This is a genomic window from Serratia sp. L9, assembly GCF_050632285.1.
In the GTDB taxonomy this organism is placed as follows: domain Bacteria; phylum Pseudomonadota; class Gammaproteobacteria; order Enterobacterales; family Enterobacteriaceae; genus Chania.
In genome coordinates this window covers 2,307,989-2,325,873 of sequence record NZ_CP192591.1, presented here as the reverse complement: position 1 = coordinate 2,325,873, position 17,885 = coordinate 2,307,989, and the positions used below count along the sequence as shown (strand labels likewise).

Below are 17,885 nucleotides of genomic sequence, written 5' to 3'. Positions count from 1 at the left end.
CTGAGAAAGCGCTGGATGTGGCCAGAGCCGCGCACCCAGGTTCACCAGCGCCAGCAGAAATACCGCCATCAAAATATTCTGTAGCCAGCGTTTAGCCGCCACCGAGGAAGCAGGGAGGATTTTCATTGATTCTCAATACCCGCCGCGAGCCCCGCGACAAATCAATCACAGGGCATTGGTAATAATGCTCGTCAGTTCAGCAATACAATGCCTGATTCATTAGCACCCTGTTGATAGCAATGCCCTCTCCCCAGAACCGGGGGAAGGGCAGTTTAGTGCCAATGACAGGCATCAGGGCAATGGCCTATTTCCGTTCCGCCGGTACTACCTCCAGCTTGCCGCTACTGGCAGACATCGCCTGCACTTCACGATCGTACATGGCTTCTCCATAAGCTGGCGGGATCACAAAGCTACCGGTGTTGGTGGCTTTAATCTGGTAGACAAATTCCTGCACGTCAGTGCTGGCGCTACCATAAATGATCACCCGGTCTTCACGGATATCACTGTAATCAGGTGCCCAGGTCGAGCCAGATGCAGCCAAAGGTGATTGCCAAGCGCCATCCGGATTGTCACTGCCTTCGCCGCCCTCACTGGCAGGCTCTGGAGGCGCTTGCTGTACCACCTCAAACCCACCCGGCAACAGATCGACAATCGCCAGGTTGTTCTGCCCCTGTTTTGAGTTGGCGCGGATTTTCAAATGGACATTGATCTTCTGCCCCAATGTCACCTGCGTGACCGGTTTACCCTGCTCGTCCAGGTAATCACGAGTGATCTCCAACCCACGCGCTATGGCTTTCTGCGGCGCGGCAAGATCGTAACCGGCCTGCGTGACCACATACCAGGCAGGCGCATCGCGGGTATTGGTGAAGCGGATTGCCTGTGCATCTGCGCTGAACTGGCCTTTGGCAAATAGCCCCGCCAAAGCAGAAATAACCTGCGGAGCGGTTTTGCTTTGTTTGCTGGTCTGGCTGATGCTCAAGCTATCCGTTGAGGAGGGCGCCTGCGCCGCCACCTGCGCCGAGTAACTCTCCAGGGCCAGAATACTCATCGCCGCAGAGTAAGTGGTGTAGCGCTCTTCTCTCAACGCCTTGACCATGTTCTCCAATACCTGTGGCGGAATGGCAGACAATTTCTCAGGGAAATGACGGCTGACCAGGTACAGACGTGTCGCATCCTGCACCAGCGGATCGAAATAATTCTGCGTCCACCAGCCCTTGTCATAGGCTTTGCTCAGTTGGTTCCAGCCTGGTTGCAGCAGGGCATTGGCCTCATCATCCATTTTTAACAGACGATAAGACGAAGCCAGATACCAGGCGCTCAGATCCGTCTTCCAACTGTCTGGATGCAGTTTTTGCAACGTATCCTGTACCGATGCCAGCGAGTTGGTGGTGATCTCCCCCTGCAAGGTCAACAGGTAGACCGCCCAGGTCCGCAGGCGTAGATGATAGAGATCGTCGTAACCCCTGGCTGCCAGTTCACGCAGCGCGCCATTGGCTTCATCCAACATCCCTTCCGGCAGTGAATACCCCGCCGCCTTGGCGGCCAGCAGATATTGCACCACATATGGCGTCACAAACGGATCGGCATCCGGCGATGAACGCCAGGCACCAATCGCGCCGTTGTCATTCTGGCGCGAACGCAGTACGCCAAGCAGGTTTTTCAACTGCTGGCTGACTTCGGCCTGGCTCAGGCTGCTTTTCATTTCTGGATGCTGGCTTTGCATGATCAGCGGGATAGCGCGGCTGACGATCTGCTCAGAACAGTAGTAAGGATAATCCGCCAGATACTGCGCCAGGCCGCTGGTCAGCACCAATGGCGAATAGGATACCGCCGCGTTACGCTGCGCATAGGCATCGAACATCTGCCGCAGATTATCAATATTCTGGTTGCTGCCGTTCATCCGCCCCATCACCGACTGGGTACGGTAAGGCATCGCCGGGCGCACCGAAGTGCTGATGGTACGGCGGCTGGTGTTGTCGCCATAGCTCGCATCAAACGTCAACGGAGCATCACCCAGCAGCGCCTTGGCACGCAGGCGAAAGTGGATCACACCTTCACGTTTTTCTGCCAGCGACAGGCTCTGCTCTGCGCCACCCACCACTTCCAACTGCGCTGGCGGTGTCAGATGTACGCTGATAGCAACAGGCTTAGCGCCCAGCCCTTCAAGGTTATTACTGACCCCAACACTGACGTCAAACTCATCACCCGGCGCAACCATGGAAGGCACGTTTGGCGTCATGATAAAGTTGTCACGCACCGTGGCAGATGTTTGTGCCTTACCGATTTTGTCTGGCGTCACCGAAATTGCCATTACGCGGATTTTACCATTGAAGTAATCCGGCACCGGATAGTCAAACTGCTTCTCGCCATTCACTTCGGTAATGCCAGACCAGTAGGCTACCGGCTTGTCACGTTTACGCTTGAACGGGTTCAAATTCAGATCCAGCCCTTCACCACCGTCACCGCCCGGTGCCGCTGAAAGCGCCATCAGTTTGCTGAATTCTGGCAGGATCAGGTCGAGGATCTGTGAGCTTTCAACACTCAGCTCCCGCTTGCGGAAGAAGTACTCCAGCGGATCTTTCAGGCGATACCGCGCCACCTGCAAAATCCCCTCATCCACGGCAAACAGCGCAACCTGCTGTGGGCCGTCAGTCTTCACCGTCATCGTCAGATTCTGGCCCGGTTTAATGACCTCAGGCGCCCGTACTTCAAGGCCGTTCTGGCGGGCTTTGGTGCTGATTTTAAACGGCATAACGCCATAGCTCAGCGGGCTCATAAAGATTTCGCTGGAGTTCACATCACGCACAAACTGCACGTTGATATAACCGTTGCCTTCCATCCCGGCCGGAACCTGGATTTTCTGCACTGAACTGGTGGTATCGGTGTGGAACCATTGCCAGGCATACACCCGATCTTTTTCGATAGTGATCAAACCGCTGCCGGTATAAGGCGCAGTGATCGAAACGTCCACTTCTTCACCTGGCTGATACTCCGCCTGGTTCAGTTTCAGCTTCAGTTCGGCATTACGATCCAATGAACGGCTGAGGTTGGCGTTACCCGCCACGCTATAGGCGATACGGTTAAGCACCTTGCCCTGCGCATCTTCAATCACCAGCACAAAGTCGCCCGGCGTCTCGGTCGCCAAAGTCAGATCGTTACCCTGCTCGGCCAACGCCAATGGTTGCTCCGACAGTTGGATCTCTTTCATCTTCGACTGGTATTTATAAACCCCCGAGTTCTGCTTGGTCAGCACAGAGATATATTTCTGTTCGATCAACACCCGTTTCAGATCGGCCTGTGCAATCTGTTTTAGTGAAGGATCAACGGCAATCACGTTCAGATGGCGGACGGCCCCCGGTTGATATAACCAAGATCACCGTCCGCCTTCACGCCAATCAGATAATCATAAGGCGACACCAGCACCCGAGCAGTAGCGGCAACGGAACGCCCACCGCCAGCAACAAAGGCTTCCGACAGCAATTGCAGTTGATAGGTAGCATCTGCGTAAGACTTCAGATCCAGTGGGATATTGGCCACCCCCAGCTCATTGGTGGCTCGGTCTTCCAAGTCGGTTTCAAAACCGTCGTTGTTCTGGCGATTTTCATAGAAAACGTAATCCGGGAACCGATCAAAACTCGGGTACATCGGCCGCAGCGTCAACTTCGAGGTGACCCGACGATCCTGCGCCGGTGTACCGAACAGGTTCTGCACATCAATACTGGCCTGTAATTCAGAGGGTTTGACCCATCCTTGCTGACGATTCGGCGTCAACTCCAGCTTCACCTTCAGCTGATCTGGCTCGAACTCCTTCACGTTGACGGCCGTGTGGCCGAGCAAGGTGGTAACGTCGTTATTCTTGCCGATCAGATACAGATAAACGTTCCATTCACCGGTTGGCGCATTTTCATCCGTGGTGTAACTCAGCTCATTGAAGCCACTGCTGCCGAGCGTTAACGGCAGCGTGCTCATCAGCTTGTCGCGCGGATCGCGGATCTCGGCACGCACAGGTACACCAGCGAGGGCCACACCCCAGTCTGCGGCACGAGTAATCAAACCGATATTGAAGGTGTCCCCTGGGCGGTAAACGCCACGGTCGGAGAACAGATAGCTGCTCAGAGTGCGCGGATCGATAGGTGTTTCTTCCCCTTCAATATCAAAGCGGGAGAAATCCAGCCCACGGTCGTTATTGCTGCTGGTTGGCAGGAACGACACGTCGCCCTCTTTTTCCACCAGGAACATCACCGGTTGACGCTCATTGGTATACACATCCAACGCCGGGAAACGAACATGCCCGTTGGCATCAGTAACCTGGCTGAGCAGCGTTACGCCATTCTTGCCGATCACCGAAACCTTGGCATTCATGACCGGCGTGCCGTTATGGATTGACTGCACAAACACATCGCGCGTTTTATCCTGCGAACGTTTGGCAATAATCCCCAAATCGGTCACCACAACGAAGCGTGAATCACCTACCGCAGGCGCATCACTGCCTTCTTCTTCGCTCTGTTCACTCTCATCTTCCGCTACCTGTGGCTTTTTCTTTTCCGGTTGCCACTCAGACAAGGTCAGCAAGAATACGCCACGGTGGGAGTCTGGATTGGTAGAGAGGTAGCGGGAAAGATCGATCCCCTGATAGTTCACTTCACCCGGCTTATCATTGTTGATTACCGTTTGATATTTAAAGTGTTCAGTAAAGTATTCATCATTAAGCCGATAGAAATCCGCCGAAGAAAACATCTGACTTTTGAAAGAGACAACATGTTGCAACTGGCTTGGGATCACCCGTTTGATATCCAGGCGCAAACCGGGCACGTTTCGTGCCGCCACGCTGATTTGCTTATCACCATTAACCGACAGCAACGAGCCTTGGGACATGAACTGCAAGGTTTTGGGGTAATCCGGCACTTCGACAATGCGATAGACTTTTTCCGGCATTTTGTAACCACCCGATGAGGTCATCAGGTTGGTGATTTCTACCAGCATAAAACGGTGAGCCGGTGCGTCGAACTTGAAGCTGAACTGCGGTTGATAAATCTCTTCCGCTTCATTCAACTGAAGGGGTAACAGTGTTGCCTCAGACATAACGTTATTTTCGACGCTCTCAACATCTCCCCATTGATAAAAATCATCGGGTTCTTGAGTGCCTTGCGTGTCGTTAGGATTATGTTGCGGCAGTAACCAGGCTTTGACGGCCCGGCCAATATCCTGATCTTTTACCGCATCGCTGAAAGCGACTATCAGCGCGCGCTGGCCTTTGGTGCCATCACTGTCCACCACCTGGGCACTGGCTTCCGTCAACTTGAGGCTATAAAGAGTCGGGACAGAAACCCAGTTATCCTTGGTTTGCGTAACAGCGTTGCCCGCCACCACCGGCTTGATACCCTTGCCTAATACCAGGTGTACCTTTCCACCGTGGTCCAGTGCTTTCAGTGGCTCTGAATGTATCCAGGCATTAAGTTTTTTCTCGTCATAAACCAGTGAGAAATTGAGTTTCTTTTCAGATTTGGCATTCGCTTCCACCAACCCCAGAGCGATCTGCTTTTCGAAGCTGGCTACATCCATTGGCGCATTGAATTTTACGTTAAAAATAGCGCTGCGCTTTTGCGGATCCTGTGGGTCCTGATAATACTCGGCTTGCCCTAACTGATAATCAAAAGCAGGGGCATTGAAGGTATAGCGGGTATTAGCGAGCTTGATCTGAGGAGCCAACAGTCGCGAAGGTTCGAGGATAATTTCGTAACTAGCCCCCATAGGTAATGGGTTCTTGGGCGTAAACACCAAGGTCCAGGCGTTATCCCACTTCCACTGCCCTTCGAGGGCCGGGCTTATTTTCACCCCGTTATCCACCACTTTACCGGCGTCGGTCAGCGGTGCTACCGAGTTCTTAAAGGTGAGAGTGACTTGCTGCGGCGCGGATTTCTGCGCTGCGTAATTGATAAGTGCAGGATCGGAAACTCGGACGCGGGTTTCCTGGTAGACCATAGGTGCAGGTTCAATCGGCTGCGGCCGGTTAAGCCACCAGTTCCAACCGTAGAAAGCCCCGCCGGCGGCGCATAACAACACCAGCAACGCCAGAGCGATGGCTTTGGGATATTTGTCCACCCCACCTTCCAGACGTAAGAAGCTACGCTTTACCCCGCCGGACACCGCCTCCCACCAGGCTGGCGCATTCCAGTCGAATTTGCCGACCACCGGCCGGAAAAGGCGCCCCAGCAGGCTCAGGATCATGGTCAGCAGACGAAACAGGCCTTTTAGCAACGTAAAAGGTAAGCGGAGGATGAACTTTAATAAATCCATTATGGCAGCACCTTTGTAATCCTTTCTACCCATCGTCTTCAAGCTGCAGCTTGAAATCCATAAGGTATATACGCACCCAGAGTAACAGCATTGCACGAATTCACAGGAGAAGGACTATCCGAACGTGCAAAGACCCGAAATAAATGACAACACGATGGCAACAAGCAGAATGACCGCGATTACGCCAAGCGTCAGGAAGGCAAACTGAAAATACAGCGTACCTGCACCCAGCATAATAGCCGCTGAGGCAGCTTGCCGGTTCCCCTTACAGATCTCGCCAACAATCCCCAGGATTACCGCCGAAGCGGCCAGGACGGCAACGACGATTTGTACTATCCGATCGAGACTGTAATGGGGCCGCGTGACAGTATCAGGTACTTTGTTACCTAACAGTGAGGCCAGTAGCGATTCTTTGATTGCCAGTGCTTTACCTGCAATCAGGCTTTCCAGCGTAGGTGGGGAGAAAATGGCCCCGCATAGAAATGCACCACCAGCAGCAACAGTGCCGTACCGCCTGCGGCGATCCCTATCCAGCCAAACAGATCTTTTCTTAGCATGATGCAACCCTCCTTGGTTACATGCGAAAACGTTACTCAGGTTCAATATTCAGTAACGCATCCAACTTTTGCAGCAACACCAATAGCGGCATGCAGTTTGGCTGCTTATCCTTCAGTGCTTCTTCAAAATAAGGGGCGATAACAAAACGCGTTGGCAACGGCGCATTGGCATCCAATAACGCCGTCATCCGTGGCAACAAAACCCACTGTAACCACTCTTCGGCCAGCATGCTGTCAATGCAGAAAGGCTCGGTGCTTGAGAATGCCTGCGCCTCTGGCGGCATAGCCTGCCACAAGCCCAAATCATGCATCGACTGTTCAATCACCGACAAAATGTGGCGAACCTGGTTTGGTAGACTCATCTGTATTTCCAAGCTGTGCAACCCTGATTATCAACCGATGGCTGAGAGGCGTGAAAGCATAACATTTAAGCCCCCACAGCCCAAACTGTACCGAGATCAAGTTATCTGCATATTTTATCTGGTGGCGCCGCACCCGGCACGGCACAATACGCGCACTCAAAACCACACATAATGAAAAAAATGCCCGCAATATCATCCAATAAAAATCACGCAACTCCCGGTAAAGCCATGCTGGCTTCGGTTACCGGTTATGCAATGGACGGCTTCGATCTGCTGATACTTGGCTTTATGCTGCCGGTGATCACCTATGAACTGAGCCTGACCTCCTCCGAAGCCGGTTCTTTGGTGACATGGACGCTGATCGGCGCAGTGATTGGCGGCGTGATCTTCGGCCATCTCAGCGACCGTTTTGGCCGTATCCGCATGTTGACTATGACCATCTTGATGTTCTCACTGTTTACCGGTCTGTGTGCCGTTGCCGTGGGTTACTGGGATTTACTCGCCTATCGCACCTTGGCCGGTATCGGGCTGGGCGGTGAGTTCGGTATTGGTATGGCGCTGATCGCCGAAGCCTGGCCAGCAGAGAAACGCAATCGCGCCTCAGCCTATGTGGGTATGGGCTGGCAGTTGGGCGTGCTGGCCGCCGCCTTCCTGACCCCGCTGCTGCTGCCCTACATTGGCTGGCGTGGTATGTTCCTGGTTGGTTTGCTGCCCGCGCTGGTTTCCTTCCTTATCCGCCGCACCATGGGCGAACCGGAGGAGTTTACCCAGCAAAAATCGAGCGAACAGCAGCTGTCTTTTACTCAACGAGTAAAGCTGTTATTTAAAGATCGCGCCACTGGCAAGGCCAGCCTGGGGATCTTTATTCTCTGCTCGGTACAGAACTTTGGTTATTACGGGCTGATGATCTGGATGCCCACCTATCTGGCAAAGAACTTTGGCTTCTCGCTGACCAAATCCGGCGTCTGGACCGGGGTTACGGTTATTGGCATGACCTTCGGTATCTGGCTGTTCGGCATATTGGCCGACCGTTTTCCACGCTGGATAATCTTTGTCATTTACCAGATTGGCGCCGTTGTGATGGTAATTTGCTATGCGCAGCTCAGCGATCCCACCCTGATGTTGTTTGCGGGCGCGTTGATGGGGGTATTTGTTAACGGCATGATTGGCGGCTACGGCGCGCTGATATCCGACACCTATCCGGTGCAGGCGCGTGCTACCGCGCAAAATATTCTGTTCAACCTGGGAAGGGGCGTTGGTGGGCTGGGGCCATTGGTGATCGGTGCTCTGGTATCCCAATTTTCATTTACTGCCGCAATTACTTTGCTGGCCGGGATTTATCTGCTGGATATTTACGCCACGCTGTTCCTGCTGCCAAAGAAACAAAGCACTGGGGATACGCTGGGCGCAATTGGTTGATTAATGTCTGGCTTTCTCGAGACAAAAGTTGGGGGCACTGCGTTAACAGTGCCCCCGGTTCGTTTTATAGCTATCCCGCTACAAAGTGTGCTCCCTGCTCAATCCCTGAAAACTTTTCCTCCGGCCATCCTGACCAAACAATCCTTGGTAAATCCTATAGCATCATCCTGACGCGGTTCCTCGGCCTTCCTGACCCACCAACATTCCTGTGTTGGCTCTCAATCTCCGTCCTGGAGGTGTCCCTGGTTTCAATCCTGAAACATCCTGCGCATCTTCCTGATGCCAATCCTTTTCACTCTTCCTGAGTGCATCCACTTCTTCATCCTGAAGCTGCATCATCCTGATGCTTTCCTGCTCCACCTGACTCCTGTCCGGTAGACATAAGATCGCTTAATTCCTTTCCAACCACAAGGCTATGTAGGATGGATTACATCAACTTCGGTTCAAGAATCATCCCAGACAAACACTAACCAATTGATATAAATATAAATAATTTAAATATTAACTACCGGGTTACAAAAATTAAAAGCGATCTCTCACAGCTCTTGTAAGAGATCTCTCACACGCGCTGACGGCAAAAGCGCGGGCTTACCCCAAGGTTGGGCGTAAGGCATCAAGGAAATGGCTCAGAGAGGGGGCTAATACCGTCTGTTTTTTACTGCCAAACTGTTCCAGAACGACGTTACCACTGACATTACACAACGACACCAGGGTCATTTCCGATTCCGTTGTCGCCAGGAACAAGGTTGGGGAAAGTTTAAGACGCTTTTGCGTCACCAGATGCCCAATCAGGTTTTCCTGCAGGCGGGTAAAATCATCTTCACTCCACACCTGCAACAACGTCAATGCATGTTCGCCGAACTGCGCGCTCATGTCCCCAGCATATTGCTGCGTATAGAAAGTATGGATGTCCGGTTGCAATTGCAGTTCCAGCGCCTTTTCTACCTTTTCCAAGGTGGCTTGCGGTTCAAATGGCTGTGGCAGCCAACGCACCGAATCATCCAGATTTTCGACAATGCAGGGTGAGGCTACGCCATACAACTCCTGGCTGGCAGGGGCATGGCCGCGCTCCTGTTGCCAAAAATCGACATAGCGTTGGGTAAAATCACGCAGTGCGTGCGATACATGATAGTCCATATTTTTTCTCGCATACGGTAAACTGGCGACCATTGTACCTATCTACAACCAAGGTGACAGCCCATGTCCTCCTATCAAGATCATCAGGCTCTGTCAGCACTGACGCTGGGTAAGCCAACCGCCTATCGTGACAGCTATGATGCATCACTGCTACAAGCGGTCCCCCGCAGCATGAACCGTGAGCCGCTAGGGCTTTACCCGGACAGCCTGCCGTTCCATGGAGCCGATATCTGGACACTGTATGAGCTTTCCTGGCTCAACGCCAAAGGCCTGCCGCAGGTGGCGGTAGGGGAAATCAGCCTGAATGCCGACAGCATCAATCTGATCGAGTCAAAAAGCTTCAAGCTCTACCTCAACAGCTTTAACCAAACCAACTTCCCTGACTGGGAAACGGTGCGCACCACGTTACAGCGCGATCTTGCTACCTGCGCGCAAGGGGATGTCAGCGTAACATTGTTCAGCGTCGAACAGTTGGAAGGCAGCCCGATCGCCCGGCTGGCGGGTGAATGCCTCGATCAGCAGGATATCAGCATTGACAGCTATGAGTTCAATGCCCGCTATCTGCAAGGTGCAGCCGGTTCGCAGTTGGTGGAAGAAACCCTGGTCAGCCACCTGCTGAAATCCAACTGCCTGATCACCAATCAACCGGATTGGGGCTCGGTGCAAATCCGCTATCGTGGCCCGCAGATCGACCGCGAAGCCCTGTTGCGCTACCTGATTTCGTTCCGCCATCACAATGAATTCCACGAACAATGTGTGGAGCGCATCTTTAACGATCTGCTACGTTTCTGCCAGCCGGAACAATTGAGCGTATATGCGCGTTACACCCGGCGTGGTGGCCTGGATATCAATCCATGGCGCAGCAATGTCCTGTTCGAACCGGCTCATGGCCGTCTGGCACGCCAATAGTGCCTGTTAATGCTCAACATCTGAGCTAACGAACGGTTTGTATTGGTAAAAGTCTGGGGACGGCGGTAAGGTTAAATCATGCGTAACCGCTTTTTGGCTGGGCATTCTGGCAGGCAATTCAAAAGTTCTTACCGCAGCAGTTTGCATGGCAAGGTGAGGATGATTACCGCCCCATGATGGGCGCATAGGAGTAACCTTGATTACACACATCAGCCCGCTTGGCTCTATGGATTTGTTGTCGCAGTTGGAAGTTGACATGCTCAAGCGTACCGCCAGCAGCGACCTGTACCGCCTGTTCCGTAACTGCTCCCTGGCGGTATTAAATTCCGGCAGCCAGACCGACAGCAGTAAACAGCTGTTGTCGCGTTTTGAAACCTTTGATATCAACGTACTGCGCCGCGAACGCGGGGTAAAACTGGAACTGGTCAATCCCCCGGAAGAGGCCTTTGTTGATGGCCGTATCATCCGCTCACTGCAGGCTAACCTGTTTGCCGTACTGCGGGATATCCTGTTCGTTCATGGCCAAATGGTCAGCACCGAGCGTTTCCAGCATCTGAATCTGGAAAACTCCGTCCATATCACCAACCTGGTATTCTCCATTCTGCGCAATGCCCGCACCTTGCATCTGGACGAAGACCCGAATCTGGTGGTCTGCTGGGGCGGCCATTCGATCAACGAAAACGAATATCTGTATGCTCGCAAGGTCGGCAGCCAACTGGGTCTGCGTGAACTGAACATCTGCACCGGCTGTGGGCCAGGGGCAATGGAAGCGCCAATGAAAGGGGCCGCCGTGGGCCATGCGCAACAGCGCTACCACAACAGCCGCTTTATTGGTATGACCGAGCCTTCCATCATTGCGGCCGAGCCACCGAACCCGCTGGTCAATGAACTGGTGATCATGCCAGATATCGAAAAACGTCTGGAAGCCTTTGTACGCATCGCGCACGGCATCATTATTTTCCCTGGCGGTGTCGGTACGGCGGAAGAACTGCTTTACCTGCTGGGTATTCTGATGAACCCGGAAAACAGCGAGCAAGTGTTGCCGCTGATCCTCACCGGGCCAAAAGAGAGCGCCGATTACTTCCGCGTGCTGGACGAATTCATCATGAATACGCTGGGCGACGAAGCCCGCCGTCATTACACCATCATTATCGACGATCCGGCAGAAGTGGCCCGGCAGATGAAAAAAGCCATGCCGCTGGTGAAAGAGAACCGCCGCAATACCGGCGATGCCTACAGCTTTAACTGGTCGATTCGTATCTCACCGGACTTGCAACTGCCGTTTGAACCCAACCATGAAAACATGGCCAATCTCAATCTGTACCCGGATCAACCGGCGGAACAGCTGGCAGCCGCCTTGCGCCGCGCCTTCTCGGGGATCGTTGCAGGTAACGTGAAAGAAAACGGCATTCACGCCATCGAACAGTTCGGCCCCTACAAGCTGCATGGCGAACCGCAGATGATGAAGCAGATGGACAGCCTGTTGCAGGGTTTTGTCGCCCAGCACCGTATGAAACTGCCGGGAACAGCCTACGTACCTTGCTACGAAATCGTAGCCTGATCCTCAATCCTGGGCGGTGTAACAACCGCCCTTCTTTTTGTGACATTGTTGCCTTTTCCAGGGGTTCCAAGTTGTCCCCCTGGGTTTACTCCAGAGGGGATGTACGCAGGTAACAACGCTACAACGTGAAAGACGACGAGCCATGCCAATACATTTACTGATTGTCGATGCCTTGAACCTGATCCGTCGCATCCACGCCGTGCAAGGTTCCCCCTGCGTGAACGCCTGCCGGCATGCGCTGCAACAGTTGCTGCAACACAGCCAACCAACGCACGCCGTGGCGGTGTTCGACGAAGATGACCGCAGCGAAAGCTGGCGCCACCAAATCCTGCCTGATTACAAGGCCGGGCGTTCGCCGATGCCGGAAAATCTGCAGCAGGAAATGCCACAACTGCGCCAGGCATTTGCTGAACTGGGTGTTGCCAGTTGGCATTCTGCCGGCAATGAGGCGGACGATCTGGCGGCGACACTGACGGCAAAAATCACCGCTGGTGGCCATCAGGTGACGATCGTTTCCACCGACAAAGGCTACTGCCAGCTACTGGCTCCCAACGTCCAGATCCGCGATTATTTCCAGAAGCGCTGGCTGGATTTGCCGTTTGTGCAGCAGGAGTTTGGCGTTTTGCCCCAGCAATTGCCGGATTATTGGGGGCTGGCAGGAATTGGCAGCAGCAAGATCCCAGGCGTAGCCGGTATCGGGCCAAAAACAGCGGTATTATTGTTACAACAGAGGGAAAGTCTGGATGGCTTGTACCAACATCTGGAGCAAGTGCCGGAGAAGTGGCAGGGTAAACTGCTGCAACACCGCGAGCTGGCTTATATCAGCAAGCAGGTCGCAACCTTGCGCACCGATCTGACGCTAGACGGTAATCTGCAACAATTGCGCCTGCCGATACACTAAGGGCGCAGCAAGCAGCCCCAGATTGATGATAAAGCCAGATATGACGGAAAACAGGATTGTGGCCAAGGCGGCATACTTCGGTCGCTAATCCGGCTTGCGCTGCTTAACGCCCGGTGGTGCGGGTGCAGGGCTCCGCCTTGAGCCCTGCAATTGCCTTACTCCCGCTCGTCGCGGCGGCCAGGAACGGCCGACCACATGCGGCGCACATGCACGGTGATCTCTTCACGATCGTGGTACAACTGTTTGGCATTCACTTCCGAGCTGATCCCCACTGCGGCCAAGGCCTCGCGAATATTCTGCAGGTTCTGGGCAACCTCTTCATAACGTTTTTTCATCGGCAGCTTCAGGTTGAAGATCGCCTCACGGCACCAGCCTTTAATCAGCCATTGGATCATCAGGCTGGTGACTTTTGCCGGCTTCTCCACCATGTCGCAGACCAGCCAATAGATTTTGCTGCTGCTTGGCTCGTATTTAAACCCATCGGCACGGTGGTGAGTAACCTGCCCTGTATCCATCAGGCTTTGGGCCATCAGGCCATTATCCACCGCATGTACCATCATGCTGCGTTTGACCAATTGGTAAGTCCAGCCGCCGGGGCAAGCCCCCAGATCGACCGCATGCATACCGCTGCCTAAACGCTCATCCCATTCATCTGCCGGGATGAAAACGTGGAATGCCTCTTCAAGCTTCAGCGTGGAGCGGCTTGGCGCATCAGACGGGAACTTCAGACGCGGGATGCCCATATAGAACGGGGAGTTGTTGTTGCTGTAGGAATACCCCACATAGCAGCAGCCCGGGGCGATAAAGAAGACATGCACTACCGGGCGGTTCGGGTTCTCACGCGCCATCAGCACCTTCTGCTCACGCATGGCGGCACGCAGTGGCACCGTCAGCTTGCGGCAGAACTTCATCAACTCTTTGCTTTCGTTGGTATCCGGCACTTCTACCCGCAATTCGCCACCGCGATCGACCACACCGATCAACATGCCGACAATCGGGGAAACCCGGTCTTCCGGCGGCAGATTACGCAGCAGTTCGCCCACCACGATCATCTGGCGGGCGAAAATCAGTTCGCGGAACGGGATCTCTTTAGCCAGACGATCGGCATCATCAGGCTGATAACATTCAAACAGCACATAGCCGCTGTTATCTTTCACTCGGGCAAAGCCAAAGACTTCCAGTTGAGCAGCCCTGTCGGTAATTTCCGCCGCGCACTCTTTTTCAAAACCGGGGCGGCAGTACAACGCGATCTTATTCATGGCCCTCGGCCTTTTTCCTCAGACGCAAAGCGCCAATCAACATCAATGCCCAACCGATCAGGAAGCATGTCCCGCCGATTGGCGTGACATAAACCCAAACTTTCAGGTGAGACAGCGCCAGGCAGTACAGACTGCCGCTGAACAACACGGTGCCAAGCGCCAACAGCGCTCCGCTCCAATAAAACCACAGGCTGACCCGGCGCTGCATCGTAACGGCCAAGGCCAGGATCGCCAGCGTATGGAAGCCCTGATACTCAAGCCCGGTACGGATCCAGGCCATTTCGTTGGCGCCCAGGGTGCCGTTCAATACGTGCGCACCGAACGCGCCGAGGGCGACAAACACAAAACCGCTGATAGCAGCAAAAATCAGCATAGAACGACAACTCATCGTTATTTACCTTAATCGAGGTTAACCGGCCATGGCATCACAGCAACCGACCCTATTGTTCATAGCGAAAGCGGAATTTATCCTGCTCGTTGGCCGCGCGCGCCAGGATCCATTGGCGAAAGGCAGCTATTTTACCCAGTTCTGCCTGACTGTCATGACATACCAGATAAAAAGCATTTTTACTTACCAGCACATCGTTGAACGGGCACACCAATCGGCCTGCTTCAATCTCGGTTTGCGCCATGACGTTATTGACCAACGCCACCCCTTGGCCATGGACCGCCGCCTGAACCACCATCGCGCTATGGCTGAAGATTGGCCCCTGCTGCACATTAATGTGTTGTAACCCCAGTTGACGGGTGTAAGCCTGCCAGTCACGGCGGGAAGTATCATGCAACAGGGTATGATAAGCCAGATCGGCAGGCACTTTTAGCGCATGTTCACCCGCCAGCAGGCTGGGTGAGCAAACCGGCAGCAGATATTCCGCATATAAACGCTCGGTACGCACTCCCGGCCAGTTGCCACGGCCATAGAAAATCGCCACGTCAACGTCATCGGCCAGTTTGTCCTCTTCACGATCAATCGCCTGTATACGGACATCAATCCCCGGATAAGCTGAGTTAAAGCCTGAGAGGCGCGGCACCAGCCACTGGATGGCAAAACTGGGGGCAAACTGACCGTCAACGCGCCCTTGGCACTGCGCGCCTGAAGCTTGCGTGTAGCCTCATTGATCGAGGAGAAAATCTCTTTGATATCGAGATAATAGCTTTGACCTTCTTCTGTCAGCAGCAGCGAACGGTTACGCCGCCGGAAAAGTTTCAGGCCAAGAAAATCCTCCAGCGATTTGATCTGGTGGCTCACGGCGGCCTGGGTGACAAACAGCTCCTCTGCCGCTTTGGTAAAGCTCAAATGGCGGGCCGCCGCGTCAAAAACACGCAGCGCGTTAAGAGGGGGTAAGCGTTTAGACATCAATTAGACCCTTAGTCTTTCAAGCTCCAGCGTGGTTGGCCGCATACGTGAGCCCAGCCATGATCCAGCGACTGAGCGCCCCGTATTTGCCGCCTTGCCAAAGTTTGAAACGCTTGGGAATAGTTACATTTATGCAACAATTATCCGCAGGTTCCGCATAAGAGATCAGGCAGCGCCAGGCGTAACGCCATAAGTCCACCTGAGCGGACCATTGTCATTAGTTTTTTTAATCCGAGCCATTATAAATTGTCCGTTGAGGATGCGCCAGTAAATACCTATAGTGGCGGCACTTCCCGAGCCGGAACGAAAAGGAATTGGGTGTCGAGGACGCCGATGAACTTTTGGCTTTGTGGTTGTGATGTTGTGTTTGCAATTTGTCCGGCAATCCGGACATGGTAGCTAGGCTACTGTTTTTTCACTTCCTGTACATTTACCCTGTCTGTCCATAGTGATTTATGCAGCACCGCAAACTTGGCGGTGCTTTTTTTGCCGGTGATTACTGGTTACTTTCCACCATCTCTCTCACATCGGCACGGTTAATCTGCTGCTCGACGCCATTGGCATCCTGGTAGCTGATCATCCCCGTATCATCATCCACTTTTGGTTTTCCATCAGCAACAATGGTGCGTCCATCATTGGTATGCATTACGTAATTACTGGAGCAGGCGGCCAGGGTAAACGTGAGCATCAGAGCAGAGATAACTGCGGCTGTTTTCTTCATTATGGACTCCTTGTAGATAAAAATGCTGTTAAAACCTTTTCTACTATTTATGGCGATCATTCACACGCCAATAATTAGCATAACAAACTTTCCTCAGTTTTCCAGAAAACAGCGGCAATTGTTCAGGATAACTTGTCTCTGATGGAAAAATAGGACAGGATCGACAGTTGACGAAGCCAGTGATAATCAGCTTATGAAGCCATTTGACCCCACCTTTTTCCGCAGCCAGTTTCCGGCCCTTAAACAGGCAGGTATTTATCTGGACAGCGCCGCTACCGCGCTAAAACCGCAGGCGGTGATCGATGCCACCCAGCAGTTCTACAGTGCGGATGCCGCCACCGTGCACCGCAGCCAGCACCGGGCAGCACAAGATTTAACCCTGCGCTTTGAACAGGCACGCCAGCAGGTGTCAACGCTGATTAATGCTCCCAGCGCGGACGATATCGTCTGGGCGCGTGGGACCACAGAAGCCATTAATCTGGTGGCACAGAGCTATGCCCGCCCCCGCCTGCAACCGGGGGATCAGATCCTGGTCAGCGAAGCGGAGCATCATGCCAACCTGATCCCGTGGTTGATGGTGGCAGAGCAGACCGGTGCGCAGGTAGTGAAACTGCCGCTGGGTGACGACCGGATGCCGGATATCACGCTGTTACCCGAACTGCTTGGCGAGAAAACCCGCATTCTGGCATTGGGGCAGATGTCTAACGTCACTGGCGGTTGCCCGGATCTGGCCCTGGCTATCAGGTTGGCCCATGCGGCTAACGCGGTGGTGATGATCGACGGCGCGCAGGGCATTGTGCATTGCCCAGCAGATGTGCAGCAGCTTGATATCGATTTCTATGCCTTCTCCGGGCACAAATTATATGGCCCGACCGGCATTGGGGCGTTGTATGGCAAAACCGCGCTCCTTGCACAGATGGGCCCATGGCAAGGTGGGGGAAAATGCTGACTCACGCCTCTTTCAGCGGTTTCACGCCACAAAACCCCCCACTGCTTTGAAGCTGGCACACCCAATATTGCCGGTGTGCTTGGGCTGGCCGCGGCACTGAGTTGGCTAAGTTCGCAGGATCGCGCCGCCGCCGAACATTACAGCTGCGCTTTGGCACACAATGCCGAACAACGATTACAGCAACTGCCAGGATTTCGCAGTTTCCGCTGCTCCGACTCCAGCCTGCTGGCGTTTGATATTGCCGGGATCCACCATAGTGATATCGTCACCCTGCTTGCGGAACAAAACATTGCCGTTCGTGCAGGCCAACATTGCGCCCAGCCTTTGATGGCAGCATTAGGGGTGAGCGGCACATTGCGCGCCTCGTTTGCGCCTTACAATACGCGGGAAGATGTCGATGCCTTGGTTCAGGCATTGGAAAACGCCATCGACCTGCTGGCGGAATAAAGATGAATA

10 protein-coding genes and 3 pseudogenes are annotated in these 17,885 nt (G+C 53.7%); 5 read left to right on the top strand and 8 right to left on the bottom strand.

Going from position 1 to position 17,885, the window contains the following annotated elements; genetic code table 11:
• Positions 1-304: 304 nt before the first annotated feature.
• Together ACQ86O_RS11030 and ACQ86O_RS11025 are read right to left on the bottom strand one after the other, a co-directional pair.
• Positions 305-6,297: pseudogene (locus ACQ86O_RS11030) on the bottom strand (alpha-2-macroglobulin family protein).
• Between the two features lie 589 nt (positions 6,298-6,886).
• A complete protein-coding gene (locus ACQ86O_RS11025) occupies positions 6,887-7,216 on the bottom strand; it encodes a YqcC family protein (protein WP_431225242.1) in 330 nt (109 codons plus the stop codon).
• Positions 7,217-7,396: 180 nt separating this feature from the next.
• On the opposite strand from ACQ86O_RS11025, the gene ACQ86O_RS11020 reads away from it, so the two are divergent.
• Positions 7,397-8,635, top strand: a complete 1,239-nt coding sequence (locus ACQ86O_RS11020; RefSeq protein WP_431225241.1) for an MFS transporter — start codon at positions 7,397-7,399, stop codon at positions 8,633-8,635.
• Positions 8,636-8,797: 162 nt separating this feature from the next.
• Here the strand turns inward: ACQ86O_RS11020 and ACQ86O_RS11015 are convergent, their stop codons facing one another.
• Together ACQ86O_RS11015 and syd are read right to left on the bottom strand one after the other, a co-directional pair.
• Positions 8,798-8,995 (bottom strand): hypothetical protein, encoded by a 198-nt coding sequence (locus ACQ86O_RS11015; protein ID WP_431225240.1) that lies wholly within the window; start codon positions 8,993-8,995, stop codon positions 8,798-8,800.
• Positions 8,996-9,223: 228 nt separating this feature from the next.
• Positions 9,224-9,772, bottom strand: a complete 549-nt coding sequence (gene syd / locus ACQ86O_RS11010; protein WP_431225239.1) for a SecY-interacting protein — start codon at positions 9,770-9,772, stop codon at positions 9,224-9,226.
• 63 nt (positions 9,773-9,835) lie between these two features.
• On the opposite strand from syd, the gene queF reads away from it, so the two are divergent.
• From queF to xni, 3 genes are all read left to right on the top strand, one after another.
• Entirely contained in the window at positions 9,836-10,681 is an 846-nt protein-coding gene (gene queF, locus ACQ86O_RS11005) for an NADPH-dependent 7-cyano-7-deazaguanine reductase QueF (protein WP_431225238.1), read from the top strand.
• Positions 10,682-10,877: 196 nt separating this feature from the next.
• Positions 10,878-12,242, top strand: a complete 1,365-nt coding sequence (ppnN, locus tag ACQ86O_RS11000) for a nucleotide 5'-monophosphate nucleosidase PpnN (RefSeq protein ID WP_431225237.1) — start codon at positions 10,878-10,880, stop codon at positions 12,240-12,242.
• Positions 12,243-12,384: 142 nt separating this feature from the next.
• The gene (gene xni / locus ACQ86O_RS10995; protein WP_431225236.1) at positions 12,385-13,143 is read left to right on the top strand and encodes a flap endonuclease Xni; all 759 of its coding nucleotides are present in this window, start codon (positions 12,385-12,387) and stop codon (positions 13,141-13,143) included.
• Positions 13,144-13,298: 155 nt separating this feature from the next.
• Here xni and rlmM read toward each other — a convergent pair whose 3' ends face one another.
• The 4 genes and pseudogenes from rlmM to ACQ86O_RS10975 form a co-directional block, all read right to left on the bottom strand.
• Positions 13,299-14,402 carry a 23S rRNA (cytidine(2498)-2'-O)-methyltransferase RlmM gene (gene rlmM / locus ACQ86O_RS10990; protein ID WP_431225235.1) on the bottom strand — a complete coding sequence of 368 codons (1,104 nt, stop codon included), beginning with the start codon at positions 14,400-14,402 and terminating at the stop codon, positions 13,299-13,301.
• Positions 14,395-14,790 (bottom strand): DUF423 domain-containing protein, encoded by a 396-nt coding sequence (locus ACQ86O_RS10985; RefSeq protein WP_431225234.1) that lies wholly within the window; start codon positions 14,788-14,790, stop codon positions 14,395-14,397. The genes rlmM and ACQ86O_RS10985 overlap by 8 nt, the downstream gene beginning before the upstream one ends.
• Before the next feature lie 52 nt (positions 14,791-14,842).
• Positions 14,843-15,759, bottom strand: a pseudogene (locus tag ACQ86O_RS10980) (transcriptional regulator GcvA).
• A 496-nt stretch (positions 15,760-16,255) separates the two neighbouring features.
• Positions 16,256-16,480, bottom strand: a complete 225-nt coding sequence (locus ACQ86O_RS10975; RefSeq protein WP_431225233.1) for a YgdI/YgdR family lipoprotein — start codon at positions 16,478-16,480, stop codon at positions 16,256-16,258.
• 193 nt (positions 16,481-16,673) lie between these two features.
• On the opposite strand from ACQ86O_RS10975, the pseudogene csdA reads away from it, so the two are divergent.
• A pseudogene (gene csdA, locus ACQ86O_RS10970) lies at positions 16,674-17,876 on the top strand (cysteine desulfurase CsdA).
• The last annotated feature ends 9 nt before the right edge of the window (positions 17,877-17,885 follow it).